We start from the raw sequence: 15,559 nt of genomic DNA on the forward strand, positions 1-15,559 counted from the left end.
CTCATCGGTCGACGGAGGTGGTGTTCAGTCCGAAGCGACTGGTACGCAGCGGCGCGGACCGTAGGCCCAGCAGCCCAACGCAGCTCGTGGCCGCTGCGCAGATCAGGATCGCCACCGCCGCTCCGCGGTGATCGACGATGAGGCCGAGCACATTAACCATGATCAACGAAGCCAGGCTCTGCACCAGTGTCAGCAGGGCCTGAATGCGAGAGAGGTGAGTGTCCGGAGTCACGCCGAGGATCAGCGGACCCAGGTGCGAGGCGAAGAGCCCACTCCCGAACCCCATGATCAGCCCCACGCCGACGGCGATCCCCACAGTGGAGGAGAGCGCCAGCCCAGCAACTCCAGCACCAGCGATCAATAGGCCGCAGGCAGCGAGTAGACCGGGCCGGCCGAGCGGGCCGCGACGCACGACAGCCAGGGTGACGATGGCCATACCAACGCCCTGCGCCCCAAAGATCAGACCACCAGCCGCCGCCCCCCAGTCCTCCGCCCGCGCAAGCAGTGGGACCAGCAACGGAAGCACCGGAAGCAGGAAACCTGCCGCGGCCCCGGTCAGCGTTAGCCCGGGACGCAGGACCGGATCACGGAAGCCGACGCGGATGCTGTCGACCGCGTCGCGCACAACCCCTCCGCTGCGCGCGGTGGCGGGCCCGTTGTACCGAGGCCGGATGATGATCAGAAGCGTCAGCACCGCGGCGAAGGTCACCGCGTTGACCAGGGCGGCCCCCGCCAACCCGGCCAACCCGACGAGAACGCCGCCGAGCGGACCGCCGCCCATGGCGACCAGCTGACCGCCAACCTGGCGCAACGCCAGGGCCTGCGAAAGTTGGTCCTGGCTTACCAGCCGTCGCGGCATCGATCCGGACGCTGGCAGATAGAAGGCGTCCGCGACCCCCACGGCGACGCCGGCGGCGATCAGCAGCCAGGGCGGCGCCCCGAGGTGGTAGGCCGACGCCGCCAGGGCGACGGAGAAGACAAGCATCACGGCATCGCCGATGATGAGAACTCGACGGGCACTCACCCGGTCCCCGACCGCTCCACCTATCAGGAGCAGCAGCACCCGCGGCAGCGTGATGGCGGTGAGAACAAGACCGGCGACGGCACCGCCGTGCGCACTCGCCTCCCAACCGAGGGCGAAGTAGAAGAGCGAGTTGCCCAGCAGCGAGGCGAGGATCCCGGCGAGCCAGAGCAGGTACGAGGTGGGCAGTCGCCGCCCCGCCGTTACGCCCACACCACCCGGAGGTAGGTCTTCGAGGGCGATCAAGCTGTTCCGCGGCCTGGTGATGAGTGCCTCCGATCTAGCGCAAGCTGCCCGGTTCAGGCCACCACCAGAAGGCGGACCGAACGCGTGACCGACGCCAACCTCGAGGTCAGTCCGGGCAGCGGAAAATCTGGGCGAGGCTACCGTTGGCCTGTGACGCTCTCGCTGGCGATCTCGCCCTGCCCCAACGACACGTTCGTCTTCCACGCGCTGGTGCACGGGCAGGTCCCCGGCGCCCCTGCGGTCACCGTGACCTACGCCGACGTGGACGTGACCAACACGGCCGCCGAGCAAGGCGCGTTCGACCTGGTGAAGGTGAGCTACGCGGCGCTGCCGTGGCTGCTCGAGGACTACCACCTCCTGCCCTGCGGTGGAGCACTCGGCCGGGGCTGCGGACCCCTGGTGCTGACCCGACCCGACCGGATGCTCGCCCCTACCGCGTCCGCATTCGAGGGCTCGGGCAGCCGGGTGACCGGGGTCCCGGACCGGGCCGACCTGTCCGGGGCCACGGTCGCGGTACCCGGTGACCGGACCACGGCGTACCTGCTCTTCCGGCTCTGGTCGGCCGGGCGGCCACCCGCCCGCATCGAGGTGGTGCCGTTTCACGAGATCATGCCGGGGGTCGCCGCCGGACGGTACGACGCCGGCCTGGTGATCCACGAGGCGCGGTTCACCTACCCCCGGCACGGGCTGACCGCCCTGGTCGACCTCGGCGAATGGTGGGAGGCCGACACCGGCCTCCCGATCCCGCTCGGCGCGATTCTCGCCCGCCGGGGCAGCGTGGACCCCGAGGCCGCCACCGGGTGGATCCGGGAGTCGGTCAGCCGCGCCTGGGCGGACCCGGCGGCCAGCCGCGACTATGTGCTGACGTACGCGCAGGAGATGGAGCCCGACGTGGTCGAGCGGCACATCAACCTCTACGTGAACGAGTTCACCGCCGACCTGGGTGAGGCCGGGTACGCCGCCGTTGACGCGCTGCTGGGCCGGGCCGCCGACGCCGGCCTGGTGCCTCAGACCTCCAACTCGCGGGCGACCGCGTGGACCAGCTGAGCGATCTTCTGCGAGGTCTTCCGGTCTGGGAACCGGCCTCGCCGTAGGTTTGGCTGCACCTTCGCCTCCAGAACCTTGATCATATCTTCGACGAGGCCGTGCAGTTCCTCCGCGGGCCGACGACGCAGCTCCGCCACCGACGGCGGGGCCTCCAACAGCTTGACCCCCATCGCCTGGGCGCCACGACGGCTGTCGACCACGCTGAAGTCGACCCGCTGCCCACCCTTGAGGTCGGTGACACCCGCCGGTAGCGCAGCCTTGGGCAGGAACACGTCGCCGCCCTCGTCATTGGTGACGAACCCGTATCCCTTGGTCGCGTCGTACCACTTCACTCGACCCGTCGGCACTTGAAAACCTCTGCTTCACTCACGACGTCTACTGTTCTAAGGCTAGCCGGACCACGGCGGCGGGCGCCGCTGAGAATCCAGTGAGATCATCCCGCACCGGCGCCACCCCGGCCGCGGATGCTACGGGTATGGCGGATACCGGCGCAGTCGGGGCGACTGGCCGACCGAGGGGCGGAGCGGGCACCCGTCGGGCTAGCGTGGAAAGACGATGACCACCTCACTCGCCGAACACCTGCGTGCGCTGCCCGACCAGTCGCTCGCGGCCCTGCTCCACCAGCGGCCGGACCTCGTCGTACCGGTGCCCACCGATCTCTCCGCGCTCGCCATCCGCGCCCAGTCCCGGGTTTCGGTGGCCCGCGCTCTGGACAGCCTGGACCGCTTCACGCTTCAGGTTCTCGACGCCGCCCGGCTCACCCGCGAACCGTCGGCCGAGACCACCAACCTCGATGTGATACTCGCCATGGCCGCCGCCAACACGCAGCCCCCCGACCCGGCTGCCGTCCGGGAAGCGGTGCGACTACTCCGGTCACGCCTGCTGCTGTACGGGCCCGACGAACGCCTACACGTGATCGGCGGCATCGACGAGATCTCCCCGTACCCCGCGGGGCTGGGCCGGCCGGCAGCCGAGCTGGACTCGCGGACGGCGGCCCTCTGCGCCGACCCGGCGAAGCTACGGCGCACCCTGCTGTCGGCACCGCCGTCGGCCCGGGCCATCCTGGATCGGCTCGCCGCCGGTCCGCCGGTCGGCAGCGTGCCACCGGGGGCGTTGCAGGCCCCGCCCCTCGGTGCCGAGGACGCACTGCCACCGGATGCCACCAACGGCGGCGCACCCACCGGCTCACCGGTACGCTGGCTGGTTGACCATCGTCTCCTGGTCTGTGTCTCCACCGGTGGGAGCGGCAAGCCCGGGACTGTCGAGCTGCCCCGAGAGGTGGGGCTCCTGCTCCGCCGGGACACCGGCGGGCTCGGCCCCATGCCCACCGCCCCGCCGCCGGTCGCGGCCGCACCCAGGGAGCCGAAGGCGGTCGACTCGGCCGGGGCTGGCCAGACCATGGAGGTGGTCCGCCAGGCCGAGGCGCTGCTGGAACAGCTCGCCGCGGAGCCGGCGTCAGTGCTTCGCTCCGGCGGCCTGGGCGTCCGTGACCTGCGCCGGTTGGCCCGTGCCCTCGGTCTGGACGAACCGACAGCCGCGCTGCTGCTGGAGGCGGCACACGCAGCCGGACTGACCGGGGAGTGGGGGGAGCCCGGGACCGCAGCGCCCCGTTCCGGGGCCGAGCAGCAGGTGATGCCGAGCGCTGGGTACGAGACCTGGCGAGCCGGTTCGCTGGCGCAACGGTGGGAGCAGTTGGCCCGGGCGTGGCTGACGATGACCCGACAACCCGGGCTGGTCGGCCAGCGCGACGACCGGGACCGCCCGATCACGGTGCTCTCCCCCGAGGCGGAACGGGCTGGGGCGCCAGTCGCACGGCAGGCGACGCTCGGTGTCCTCGCCGATCTGGAGCCGGCGACCGCACCGACCCCGGACGAGGTGTTGGAGCTACTGGACTGGCGGGCGCCCCGGCGCAGTCGGGGACGGGAGGCGGCGCACCGGGAGGTGCTGACCGAGGCGGCCACGCTGGGCGTTACCGGGCTGGGGGCGCTCACCTCGTACGGGCGGCTGCTGCTCGCCGACACCACCTCCAGCGAGCAGCGGGGCACCGACGACCCGCTGGGCCTGCGCTCCGAGGGCGAGCCGTCAACGGCGGTACGGGCGTTGGACGGGCTGCTACCCGCCCCGGTTGACCACTTCTTGGTACAGGCCGATCTGACCGTCGTCGTCCCCGGACCAGCTGACCCGACGCTCGCCGCCGAGCTGGACGTGGTGGCCGAGCACGAATCGGCCGGCGGGGCCAGCGTGCACCGGGTGACCCCGGCGAGCATCCGGCGGGCACTGGACGCCGGCTACTCGGCAGCCGACCTACACGGTCTGTTCACCCGGCGCTCGCGGACAACGGTGCCGCAGGGGCTCACCTACCTGGTTGACGACGTCGCCCGCCGGCACGGCGGTCTGCGCGTCGGCGCCACCGGGGCGTACCTGCGCAGTGACGACGAGGCGCTGCTTGGTGAGGTACTCGCCGACCGCCGGTTGGAGGTGCTGGCGCTCCGCCGGCTCGCGCCAACCGTGCTCGTCACTCCGTGCCAGGTGAACCGCATGCTCGCCACGCTGCGCGAGGCCGGTTATGCGCCGGTGCCCGAGGACGCCACCGGGGCGGCGGTACTCACCCGACCCAGGGCCCGCCGGGCACCGGCGCGCTCGCCGGGCGCCACCCGGATCGTTGACCCGCTCGCCGCCCCAAGGCTCCCGATGCCGCGGCTCCTCGGCATGGTCGAGCAGATCCGGCGGGGCGACGCCGCGGCGCGGGCCGCCCGACGGGCACCGGCGCTGCTTCGCGGACCGGAAGCCGCCGGAGCGGCGCACAGTCACACCGACGCGCTGGCTGTGCTCCAGCAGGCCGTCCGGGACAAGGCGCTGGTCTGGGTGGGGTATGTCGACGCGCACGGGGCTACCGCCTCCCGGCTGGTCCGGCCGGTGTCGATCGGGGCGGGCTACCTACGGGCGGAAGACGAACGGACCGAGATGCTGCACACCTTCGCCCTACACCGGGTGGCGGCAGCGGTGCTGGCGGACTGAACGCCGCGACGGTCAACGCCGGTCGCGGCGGAACGTACCAACCACCGCAACCACCAGCAGCAGGCCAAACGCCGTACCGGCGGTCTCGCCGACCGAGTCCACGAGGCCCTGCCGCTGCACCAACAGACCAAACAGGAACCAACCGAACAGGAGCACCCCGGCAGCCACGTAGGCGACCATCGTGCCGGCGGAGACGGGCGGAGCGGGCCTCCGTGGCGTCTCGGCCATCATGTCCTGATCGAGGGTCATTCCGTCCTCCCCGCCGTCGGCGCAGTTCGAAGGTCCAGGGTGACACCCACAATGGCTGTGGGCCAGCACCATGACCGGCCGGTCCGGCCCGGGCGTTGCGCCCGCCCCCGTTGGCGACTCCGCCGCCCCGACCGACGCGGGCCCTTCGCCCCCGCCGCCTCGGCCGCGGATCGAACGCGTACGCACCGGCGCCGACCAGCGTGACGACCATGCGGGCACGGTCCGGGAGGCGGACCGAAGACAGGAACATGAGATTCACCCGCATTGGTCGTCACCCTGCAAGACGTACCAGCACGCCGCCAGGTTGCATGGCACGCCCAAAAATCCTGCCTCCGGTGCGGGGCGTGTAACACTGGATGGTCGTCCCGTGGCCCCACGCCCGGTACGACGACCGGCATCCGAAGATCAAGAGAGGCACTCACGTGAGTGGTGGACCGCTGATCGTACAGTCGGACAAGACCCTGCTGTTGGAGATCGAGCACCCCGACGCGCAGGCATGCCGGTTGGCGATCGCGCCGTTCGCCGAGTTGGAACGCTCACCGGAGCATGTGCACACCTACCGGCTGACTCCGCTGGGGTTGTGGAACGCCCGGGCCGCCGGTCACGACGCCGAGGGCGTGGTCAACGCGCTGATCACATACAGCCGCTATCCGGTGCCGCACGCCCTGCTGGTTGACGTGGCCGAGACGATGGATCGGTACGGCCGGTTGCGACTGATCAATGACCCGGCGCACGGCCTGGTGCTGCGGGCCGTGGACCGGGTGGTGTTGGTCGAGGTCGCCAAGAGCAAGAAGCTCGCCGGGATGCTCGGCACGAAGCTCGACGACGACACCATCACGGTGCATCCGTCCGAGCGCGGGCGACTCAAGCAGGCACTGCTCAAACTCGGCTGGCCGGCCGAGGACCTGGCCGGGTACGTCAACGGTGAGGCGCACCCGATCGAGCTGGCCGAGGCCGGCGCGGACGGCCGGAAGCCGTGGACCCTGCGCTCCTACCAGCGGGAGGCGGTGGAGGCGTTCTGGGCCGGCGGGTCGGGCGTGGTGGTGCTGCCCTGCGGCGCGGGGAAGACCCTGGTCGGGGCGGCGGCGATGGCCGAGGCGAAGGCGACCACGCTGATCCTGGTAACGAACACCGTGGCGGGGCGGCAGTGGAAACGGGAGTTGGTGGCCCGCACGTCCCTGACCGAGGAGGAGATCGGCGAGTACTCGGGGGAGCGCAAGGAGATTCGTCCGGTCACCATCGCCACGTACCAGGTGTTGACGTCACGACGCGGCGGCGCGTTCACCCACCTGGACCTGTTCGGAGCGCGCGACTGGGGTCTGGTCGTCTATGACGAGGTCCACCTGTTGCCGGCACCGATCTTCCGGTTCACCGCCGACCTTCAGGCCCGTCGCCGGCTGGGGCTGACCGCCACCCTGGTTCGCGAGGACGGCCGGGAGGGGGACGTGTTCAGCCTGATCGGTCCGAAGCGGTACGACGCGCCGTGGAAGGACATCGAACAGCAGGGTTGGATCGCCCCGGCCCGGTGCACCGAGGTACGGGTGACGCTCACCGAGGCCGAGCGGATGGCGTACGCGACGGCGGAGGCCGAGGAGCGCTACCGGATGGCCGCGACCACCCGTACCAAGCTGCCGGTGGTGAAGGCGCTGCTCGACCGGCATCCGGACGAGCAGACCCTGGTGATTGGTGGGTACATCGACCAGCTGCACCAGCTGGGGGAATATCTGGACGCGCCGATCGTGCAGGGGGCGACGACGAACCGGGAACGGGAGCGGCTGTTCGACGCGTTCCGCTCCGGTGAGCTGCGGACCCTGGTGATCTCGAAGGTGGGGAACTTCTCGATCGATCTGCCGGAGGCGGCGGTGGCGGTCCAGGTGTCGGGCACGTTCGGCTCCCGGCAGGAGGAGGCGCAGCGGCTCGGTCGGGTGCTCCGGCCCAAGGCCGACGGCCGGCAGGCGCACTTCTACACGGTGGTGTCCCGGGACACGATCGACACCGAGTACGCCGCCCACCGGCAACGCTTCCTCGCCGAGCAGGGGTACGCCTACACGATCGTGGACGCCGACGACGTCCTCGGCCCGTCACTGCCCTCGGTCGACTGACCTGTTCAACCGAGGTCAGCGGAGCGCGGATGCCCGCCAGCCGGGACGAGTCCGGTTGCCCCTAGACCCGAAACGGTGACCGGAGTCGCTTAATTCAGGGCATAGCGGCAATCAATGAAAAATTGGGGCGTGGTAGTTACCGAGTATCTGATCAGGATGCTGCGCGACCACGGGGCGCGACACATCTTCATCGGCCTCGGCGCACTGAACGATCCCTTCATGTCGCCGCTGTCGACGGTTGACGGCGTAGGCACGATCGTGACGGCGTTTGAGGGCGGTGCCGCGTACATGGCTGACGGCTATGCCCGCGCCTCTGGAGGCATCGGGCTCTGCCTCGGCATCGGCGGTCCCGGGGTACTCAACATGACCACCGCGCTCGCTGGCGCGAAGACCGACCGCAGCTCGGTGATCGTCATCAGCGGTGAGGTCCCTCGTTCCTGGGCGGGCATGGGCGGCTTTCAGGACGCGACGGAAGCGGCGCTCGACGACCTCGACGTGCTGCGCCCAGTGACCGGGATGTCGTTGTCGATGTCATCGCGCCAGGTCGTTCCCCAACATGTGCGACGCGCGATTGTGCACGTGATGAGCGAACGGACCCCGGCCCACCTGTCGGTGCCCCGTGACGTGCAGCAGGCCGAACTGGACGCCGAGCCGAGGCGCCTGCCCGAGTCACTGCTGCACCCACGAACCCTTGACGAGCATGCCCTCCAGGAGCTGATCGCCGTCCTTGAGGATCCCGACGGCCAACGCATCGTCGTGCTCGCCGGCCCAGGTGTACAACAGTCGGGGGCCACCGATCAGCTACGGGCGTTCGCCGAACGTTTCGACGTGCCGGTGGCCACGACGCTTTCCGGCAAGGGAACGCTACCCGAGACCCACCCACTCGCACTCGGCGTCTTCGGCTACGGCGGCAGCCGACGGGCGATCGACACCATCCGCTCGGGCAACGTCGACGTCCTCGTCGTGGTCGGCTCGGGTCTGTCGCAACGCGACACGCTTCAGTGGGATCCGGCCATGCTGCCATCCCGCACGCTCGTCCAGATCGACAGTCACCCGACACTGATCAGCCGGAGTTGGCCCGTTGACCTGGCCGTGGTCAGCAACCCCGCCGAGGTCTTCCGGCGTCTCTCAACCCTGCGGGAGGCACCCGTTCTGGCGGCAGGGCGTGGGGCCAGGACAGCGCTACTTCACCACGTATCGGCCGGCGGAGACGCCCGCTACCGTACGGAGGACACTCGCAGCGAGGCGATACCGATGCATCCGGCCCGGGTGGTGGCGGAGTTGCGAGCCGCCTTCCCCGACGACGCCGCCTTGTGCGTCGACTCCGGCGCCCATCGGGCCTGGTTCGCGGAGTACTGGGACACACGACAGCCTGGCACCCACTTTTCCCTCACCAACCTCGGGCCCATGGGCGGCGCGGTCCCGCTTGGCATCGGGGCCAAGCTCGCCCAGCCACAGCGACCTATGTTGATCGCCACCGGCGACGGATGTCTGCTCATGCACGGCATGGAGCTACACACCGCCAGCCGTGAACAAATCCCTGTCGTCGTCGCGGTGATGAACAATCGTTCCTACGGCAACATCTGGTTCCGTGCCTCCAAGATCAGCCCGCGAGCGGAACGGCTGACTGACATTCCCGGCATCGACTGGGTCGGATTCGCCCGCTCGATGGGCGCCGACGGCGAGCGGGTCGAGCAGCCGGCACAGATCCCGGCGGCCGTCGCACGCGGGCTCGCCGCATCGCGCCCCTACCTCCTCGACCTCATCATCGACAAGACCTACCCAACCCCGGTCGGGGTCTGGCGAGAACGTCAGCAACAGTGGGAGGACAACGATTGATGGCGACGCTACCCGACCCAACAGCGCAGCTAGGCGATGAGGACCGCGCCGCATACGACCGGATGGCTGCCACCCGGGCCCACTCCGATGGCAGAGCGAGACTCGGGAATGTCTACGTGCGAATGTTCAACAATCCCGGGGTCGCCATCAAGGTCGGCGCACTCGGCGAACACCTGAGGTTCCACGCGACCCTCCCCGACGACGTGCGTGAACTCACCATCCTCCGGTTCTCAGAACGGCGCGGCTACTCCTACGAGTTGGCCCACCACCACCGGTCTGCCCGGCTCGCTGGCATCAGCTCGGCCACAATCAACCAGCTCAGCTCCGGCACCATCCCTGACGATCTTCCCGATCCGCAACGGGCGGCGCTGGAAGTGGTCGATGCCGTCGCCGCCGCACGGTCAATCCCGGAGAACGTGCAGCACCGACTGACAGCCGCCTACGGCACCGCCGGCGTCGTGGAGGTGGTGGCCCTGTGCGGGCTGTACTCATTGATGGGATACATGGTCACAGCCTTCGACATTCCGCTCGAGCACACCTGATCAGCTCAGCCGGGGCGTGGCGACCGCGGATGGCCGGAGTCCTGCGATCAGCGGCAGCGCCCCGTCAGTGCTGGGGTCGCTCGGCGACGAAGACACCACGCCCCGGACGACCCACCAACACCCCCTGCTCCCGCAGCCGCGCCACCGCTCGATGAATCGTCGACAGCGACAGGTCGTAGTGGTCGGAAAGCTCCTGGGTGGACGGTATCTGTGAGCCAGGACGAAGCTCGCCCACCTCGATCCGCTTCAACAGATCACTGATCAACTCGTTCATGGTTGGCGGTATCGGCACGGAAGCCCCTTGCAGTCGGTTGGCTCTTCCAGTATTGATCACCGACTGAGAGAGCAGCAAGAGCTAGGAGAAAAGCAGCAGGAAGGGTGCGAGCTAGATTCGACAGATAAGAAAGCGTTGACATAGGTGACTTGGTGTCAGTAGCGTCGCTGTCGGTGATGCGGTGCCGCTGCGGTCGGTTGGCGCCTCTCGTACTGGTCTCGCATCGCCGTCGAGACCGCACCGCCGCGCCACCCCCAGGCGCGGCCCGGCTGTCGTACCGCCAATTGAGGCTGCGATGGCCGGGCCGCGCTCCGCCGGCCGCAACCGGCGGAGCGCCCCTCCACCTACCCGCGACTCGACGAAGGGTGGCCACCATGCGCAACCTGATCCGCCGATTCACGCACCGACCGATGTCCAGCCCGCACAGACCGGTCAGCCACCACCACAAACCCGCGCCGCCGACGCGCCCCCGGCTGCCGCTGCGGCCGGGGCAGATCCGGGACCGGTGCTTCCCGGTCCGCCGACACGGGCTTGACCCGGTGAAGATCCGCGACTTCCTGCACCGGGTCGCCGACGAGTTGACCACCGCGCAGACCGCCCTGGTCGCGGCGCAGGAGGAGAATGTACGAATCAAGACCGCCCTGCGGGAGTGGCAGAGTGCCCAGTCGGCCCGCCACCACTACCGATGACCAGCCGCTGGGTGATCCACCTCCCGGTCACCGCCGCCGACCTGATGCGAGCCCGAATCCTGGCCCGGACCGCCGCCCGAGTATTGATGCGGTTCAGCGCCCGGGTCGAGCCGGGCGGGGTAACCGTCTCCGCCGAGGACCAGCAGGATGTGCGCCACTGGGTCTTCTGCGACCGGCTGTTACCGGAGGGACGTGGCCGGTGCGTACTCGCGGTGGACCACACCTCGCGCTGCCGGCCGCGCCCGCCCCGGTAACGACTCTGCCCGGCCGGTGAACCCGGCCGGGCAGAGCGTGGCAACCAGTAGGACCGCGTGTTCGGGTCAGGTAGTGGTGGCGAGTTCCTCCCCGAGGTCGCCGAGGAGTTCGGCGAAGTCGGTGGTCTCGGCGGCCGGCGGCGTCTCGATGGTCACCGGCTCGTTGTAGTCGGTGTAGTCGACCGTCATCAGGCCCATCTCGCCCATGGTCACGCGGGCCCGGCGCGGCCAGTACTGCTCGTCGATCCACAGCTCGGTCTGTATCTCCGCGACGCCGATGACGGCGCGGGGCGCTCGCCGATGGCCTGGCGATGGTGGAACGCGGGGTGACTCTGCTCCAAGGTGGACCGTCCGACACCCCGGGCAGGGGCCACAACGACTCCGCCCGACCGGGGGGCCCGGCCGGGCGGAGTACGACGTTCAGCCCGGACGATCCCGTTCAGTTGCCACCAGTGAGGTCTTCGATCTCCTTCATGGCATCCTCGAGCTCCGCGAAGGAGCCCTCAAGGTCCGCAAAGACCTCCTCCAGGTCGACAACATCCGCTGCCGGGGGCGCCTCGATCTGCGCGGGCTCGTTGTAGTCGTAGTAGTCAGCCGTCGTCACGCCCGCCGTGCCCATGTCCATGCGGAACCGACGGAGCAGGTACTCTTCGTCGATCCAGACATCGATCGTTACCTCGGTTACACCGAGAGCGTCCCCAGCAGCCGACAGATCCGAGCTTTCAGCTGACCCCTCAGGTTGCGCCTCGGCGAGCTTCTCGGGGGTGGTGGTGACGGTGTACTGGACCGTGCGGATCCCATCCACCGTCTCCTCACCCGCGACAGTGACGCCCTCCAACTCCAGCAGCGTCTCGATCTGCTGGGATGGGTCGGATTCCTGCAACATCTGATCCACGCCCACGTCGCCTTCGGGCGACGAGTCGAGGTCGATCTTGGTCCAGCGCTTACCGTTGTAGAGCTCCCGATCCTCCGCGGAGTTTTCCGTATAAATAGCGGAGTCAACCATGCGCATGGTGACGGGTTCACCAAGAATGTCGCCGACCATCTCGAAGCTGACCGCACCACGGAAGTCCATCGTCATCTGCATCTCAGAATCTGCGGCACCTCCCGAGGTAACCATGTCCGCTCGCACCGTTTCGGTTTCCTTGGCCTTGTCGGCCGCCGCTTGAAGCGAGCCAGGGATGTCATCGGTGAGCCGCTCCAGCGCACCCGACTCTCCCTCGGAGTCGTTTGGTCCGCAGGCAGTCATCGAAACCGCCGTAACGGCCGCGACTGCCAGGACGCTCAACTTTTTCCAACGTGACATGTGAAGCCACTCCCCCGGGAGGCAAATCTAGGTCGACTGGCCACAGTAGCCCAGCCCGTCAAGCCGGACAATCCCCTTTCGGGCGACCTGCCCGGCAACGACAGGGACGGCGAATCGGCACATTCCCGACCCACACAATGTTGGCAACGCGAAGACAAACCCGCATCATCCACGCTGAACTAGTTCTAGTAAGGGTCGTAGTCGAAGGTCACCTGACCATCGATCAAGCTGGCCCAACCGGTGACGGAGAAGCCGATGTCGTAATCCATCTCCACCCCGCCGTAGCCGGCCCATGCCACGTTGACACGTCCCGTCCAACCGGTGACGCTGACCTGACCCTCATAGATATCGAACTCGAGCTCCGGATACGTTTCGATCGCCCATTGCACAGGTTGTGAAGAATCGACTGCGGTCCAGGAGAAGGGGCAGTCCTCCGGCGACGGGTCGGTGCTCTCAGCACAGTTGTCAAGGTACGCCTTCACCTGACTTTCGACCGCGCTGCGCGCCGAGTCCCGGACCGTTGGCCGTAGCCTCGCCTCACGCGGTCTCAGCAGGCCAACCTCCGCAAACACCAGCTCGGCCCGGAGTAGTGGGTCGTCAGCCACTCTCACCTCATGGAGACCAGGGAAGACGCGTGCCGTCGCGTACCCCTCGCGCACTGGCACCACCTGCCCGTTGATGAGCACGCTCGGACTGTTCTGCCAGGCCGACACGGTCAGCTCATTAACCCCGCCGTAGATCAACCAGCCATCCAGAACACCCAGTTCCTTCCGCTTCTGCCGGTGCAGATACAGCACTTCCCGATAGGTACGGTCGCCCACTCGGTACGTGACGCCGGCCAACCGCCAGTCTGCCCGGTCCGCCCCGGCCGGAGCGCCCACCAGCTGGATCTCGTTCGGCACCTCGATCGAGGTGACTTCCGCCGACGCCGGCGGCTGGTAGGACTCGTTCAGGGGGATCAACGGTAGCTTCCCGGGATCGTTCGGACCGTCCCCGGACGGCTCCTCCAGGAGGGAACGCGCGGCGGCGAAGTCCCGCTCGGAGAGCGCGGAAAAGTACTCCGCCACCACCCGCTCGGGGGTGTAGAAGACGCTCTGGACCGCGTAGAGGCCGGCGATACCGGCCAACAGCACGGCCAGACCGACGCCTGTGAGCCGATAGAGCCAGCGATTGGGGTTGCGCACCTCGGCGAACGCAGTGGGCGGCGGCAACGGGGCAGCTGGGTCGGTGCCGGGCGGCGGTGCCGTCGCCGCCTCACCGGCGGGCATCGGCGACAACTGCCCCAGCCGCTGCCCACAGGCGGGGCAGAACCGGACGTCCACCCCGGTGGGACGGTGGCAGGTGGAGCACTCCTGCGTCTGCTCGGCGGCCGGGAGACCACATCGCAGGCACCCCTGCTGGCCCGGAAGGAGCACGGTCCGACACTTCGCGCAGGCCTGAATCGTCGTCATCGCTGTCTCTCCGCCGTTGGCTCAGTCACGGGATGAGCTGGACACGACCACCGGAAGCGGACGTGCCGGCGAGTCTCGGTCGGGCAGCGGATAGTCAACACCGGGCGCCTCGGCGCGCTCCAAACGCAGCTCGTTCGGAGGGTGGTTGGCGCAGATCGCGCGTTCCCAGCCATCGCGGGCCCCGTCGAAACTTCGCTGGGACCGGCTCAGCACCTGCCGCAGCCCGATGTGGTGCCCCGCCCAGATCGCGCCCTGGTCGGCGAGGTATTCGGCGGATCGGTTCCCCGCTGCCTGCATTGGCATGACGAAGAATCGGATGGTCAGCAGCAGCGGCCAGGTGCTGATCCCTAGGGCCAGGGAGAGAATCGGGTGCCGGAACTTCTGTTGCAACCATGTGACGAACGCGTAGGCGACGTAAAGCGGCAGTCCGAGCCCGCGCACGAAGAGACCGGACACCGGGTCGGCGTTGCGCCAGTGCGTCAGCTCGTGACACAGCACCGCGGCGATCGGCTCGGGCGCGTAGTCGAACTCGTCGAGCAGTCCGCGGCTGATTACCACGTGTCGAGTTCCGCTGACCGCGTGTGGCTCGTGACTGTCATCGATGAGCAGCTTCGGGTGCGCGTCGAGCTGCAGCCGCATCGCGCAGTCGGCGAGGATCGGCTGGAGCAGTTCCCTTTCCCGGCGGCTTGGTTCGCGGTAGCCGGCAGCCCGGAACCGCCATCCTTCGGTAGCGATTCCGTAGCTGGTGTAGAGCAGGCTCAGGAGAATCGCGACGATGCTCTGGGCGACGAAGTAGCCGACGGCATAGCCCGGCTCGGTGGTGACCAGAGACCACGGCACGAACAAGCCGCCGACGAACCCGGCCAGGCAGCCGAGCAGCACGCCGACCAGAAGGCCGAGCACACCGCCCACCTGAAGCGCGGCACCGCTGAGCACCGAACCGAGCAGGGGAACCTCGGTGAGGAAATCGGGGCCGAATTCATTGCCACTGGTGAACCCACCGAGGTAGCCAGCTATCCCGCCGTACACGATTCCCAAACCGCCGACAAACACGGCGAGCGGCAGGTTGAACCAGGCGGCGATGAACGCGCCGAGCGCACCACGCCGGTCCCGGAACGCGCCGGTCACCAGCCAGGAGACGAAGGTCGGATAGCCAGGAGGACGGGTGAAGAGCCGTTGCCCCCGGGTCGGCTGGACATTGTGCGGCGGGACGGAGATCGGCTGCGCCGGCCGCTGGCCGGGCACCTCCGCTCCGGTTGACTGCGGCGACGGAGCGCCGCACTCGCACTCACCCTTTGCCGGATCAATATAATTGCCGCAGCTCGCACACTGCACCGTCGACTCCCAGAAACCTCGTCATTAATTCCGAACGGATTGTTGCACGGACGACGGCCGGGCGATGACCCGCCGTTCCGGGAACGGCGGGGAACGCGATCGAATCGGTGCCCGATTTCACCGCCCTGCACTACTTCACCCGCTATGACGCCGGCAACAGCCGACCCACGAATTTCCATCCGGCGC

The 15,559-nt window shown here is 68.7% G+C and carries 14 protein-coding genes and 1 pseudogene; 7 read left to right on the top strand and 8 right to left on the bottom strand.

Going from position 1 to position 15,559, the window contains the following annotated elements; genetic code table 11:
• Window position 1: 1 nt before the first annotated feature.
• Window positions 2–1,267, bottom strand: a complete 1,266-nt coding sequence (locus tag STROP_RS19860; protein WP_012015145.1) for an MFS transporter — start codon at window positions 1,265–1,267, stop codon at window positions 2–4.
• A 150-nt stretch (window positions 1,268–1,417) separates the two neighbouring features.
• On the opposite strand from STROP_RS19860, the gene STROP_RS19865 reads away from it, so the two are divergent.
• A complete protein-coding gene (locus STROP_RS19865) occupies window positions 1,418–2,314 on the top strand; it encodes a 1,4-dihydroxy-6-naphtoate synthase (protein ID WP_026275347.1) in 897 nt (298 codons plus the stop codon).
• Here STROP_RS19865 and STROP_RS19870 read toward each other — a convergent pair.
• Entirely contained in the window at window positions 2,275–2,661 is a 387-nt protein-coding gene (locus STROP_RS19870; RefSeq protein ID WP_012015147.1) for a cold-shock protein, read from the bottom strand. The genes STROP_RS19865 and STROP_RS19870 overlap by 40 nt on opposite strands.
• A gap of 208 nt (window positions 2,662–2,869) precedes the next feature.
• Between STROP_RS19870 and STROP_RS19875 the strand changes: the two genes are divergently transcribed.
• A complete protein-coding gene (locus STROP_RS19875) occupies window positions 2,870–5,332 on the top strand; it encodes a helicase-associated domain-containing protein (RefSeq protein ID WP_012015148.1) in 2,463 nt (820 codons plus the stop codon).
• A 12-nt stretch (window positions 5,333–5,344) separates the two neighbouring features.
• Here the strand turns inward: STROP_RS19875 and STROP_RS19880 are convergent, their stop codons facing one another.
• Window positions 5,345–5,581, bottom strand: coding sequence for a hypothetical protein (locus STROP_RS19880; RefSeq protein ID WP_012015149.1), 237 nt, complete (start codon window positions 5,579–5,581; stop codon window positions 5,345–5,347).
• A gap of 422 nt (window positions 5,582–6,003) precedes the next feature.
• On the opposite strand from STROP_RS19880, the gene STROP_RS19885 reads away from it, so the two are divergent.
• The 3 genes from STROP_RS19885 (at window position 6,004) to STROP_RS19895 (ending at window position 10,064) form a co-directional block, all read left to right on the top strand.
• Window positions 6,004–7,683, top strand: coding sequence for a DNA repair helicase XPB (locus STROP_RS19885; RefSeq protein ID WP_026275349.1), 1,680 nt, complete (start codon window positions 6,004–6,006; stop codon window positions 7,681–7,683).
• 129 nt (window positions 7,684–7,812) lie between these two features.
• Entirely contained in the window at window positions 7,813–9,522 is a 1,710-nt protein-coding gene (locus STROP_RS19890; protein ID WP_028568789.1) for a thiamine pyrophosphate-binding protein, read from the top strand.
• Window positions 9,522–10,064: a carboxymuconolactone decarboxylase family protein gene (locus tag STROP_RS19895; protein WP_012015152.1), complete on the top strand. Its 543-nt coding sequence runs from the start codon at window positions 9,522–9,524 to the stop codon at window positions 10,062–10,064. Before STROP_RS19890 ends, STROP_RS19895 begins: the two co-directional genes overlap by 1 nt.
• Window positions 10,065–10,128: 64 nt before the next feature.
• On the opposite strand, the gene STROP_RS19900 is transcribed toward STROP_RS19895, so the two are convergent.
• Window positions 10,129–10,356 carry a winged helix-turn-helix domain-containing protein gene (locus STROP_RS19900; protein WP_187151553.1) on the bottom strand — a complete coding sequence of 76 codons (228 nt, stop codon included), beginning with the start codon at window positions 10,354–10,356 and terminating at the stop codon, window positions 10,129–10,131.
• A gap of 347 nt (window positions 10,357–10,703) precedes the next feature.
• Here STROP_RS19900 and STROP_RS19905 point away from each other — a divergent pair, with 347 nt between their 5' ends.
• The gene (locus STROP_RS19905) at window positions 10,704–11,027 is read left to right on the top strand and encodes a hypothetical protein (RefSeq protein ID WP_026275538.1); all 324 of its coding nucleotides are present in this window, start codon (window positions 10,704–10,706) and stop codon (window positions 11,025–11,027) included.
• Window positions 11,024–11,281, top strand: a complete 258-nt coding sequence (locus STROP_RS19910) for a hypothetical protein (RefSeq protein ID WP_012015155.1) — start codon at window positions 11,024–11,026, stop codon at window positions 11,279–11,281. The genes STROP_RS19905 and STROP_RS19910 overlap by 4 nt, the downstream gene beginning before the upstream one ends.
• Window positions 11,282–11,347: 66 nt before the next feature.
• Here the strand turns inward: STROP_RS19910 and STROP_RS24270 are convergent.
• The 4 genes and pseudogenes from STROP_RS24270 to STROP_RS19925 form a co-directional block, all read right to left on the bottom strand.
• Window positions 11,348–11,566 (bottom strand): annotated as a pseudogene (locus tag STROP_RS24270) (SCO4651 family lipoprotein); the annotation flags it as partial.
• Window positions 11,567–11,720: 154 nt separating this feature from the next.
• Window positions 11,721–12,587, bottom strand: coding sequence for an SCO4651 family lipoprotein (locus STROP_RS19915; RefSeq protein ID WP_012015156.1), 867 nt, complete (start codon window positions 12,585–12,587; stop codon window positions 11,721–11,723).
• A gap of 185 nt (window positions 12,588–12,772) precedes the next feature.
• Window positions 12,773–14,038, bottom strand: coding sequence for a zinc ribbon domain-containing protein (locus STROP_RS19920; protein WP_012015157.1), 1,266 nt, complete (start codon window positions 14,036–14,038; stop codon window positions 12,773–12,775).
• 21 nt (window positions 14,039–14,059) lie between these two features.
• Window positions 14,060–15,373: a M48 family metalloprotease gene (locus STROP_RS19925; protein WP_012015158.1), complete on the bottom strand. Its 1,314-nt coding sequence runs from the start codon at window positions 15,371–15,373 to the stop codon at window positions 14,060–14,062.
• Window positions 15,374–15,559: the final 186 nt, after the last annotated feature.

Source organism: Salinispora tropica CNB-440, assembly GCF_000016425.1.
GTDB lineage: Bacteria > Actinomycetota > Actinomycetes > Mycobacteriales > Micromonosporaceae > Micromonospora > Micromonospora tropica.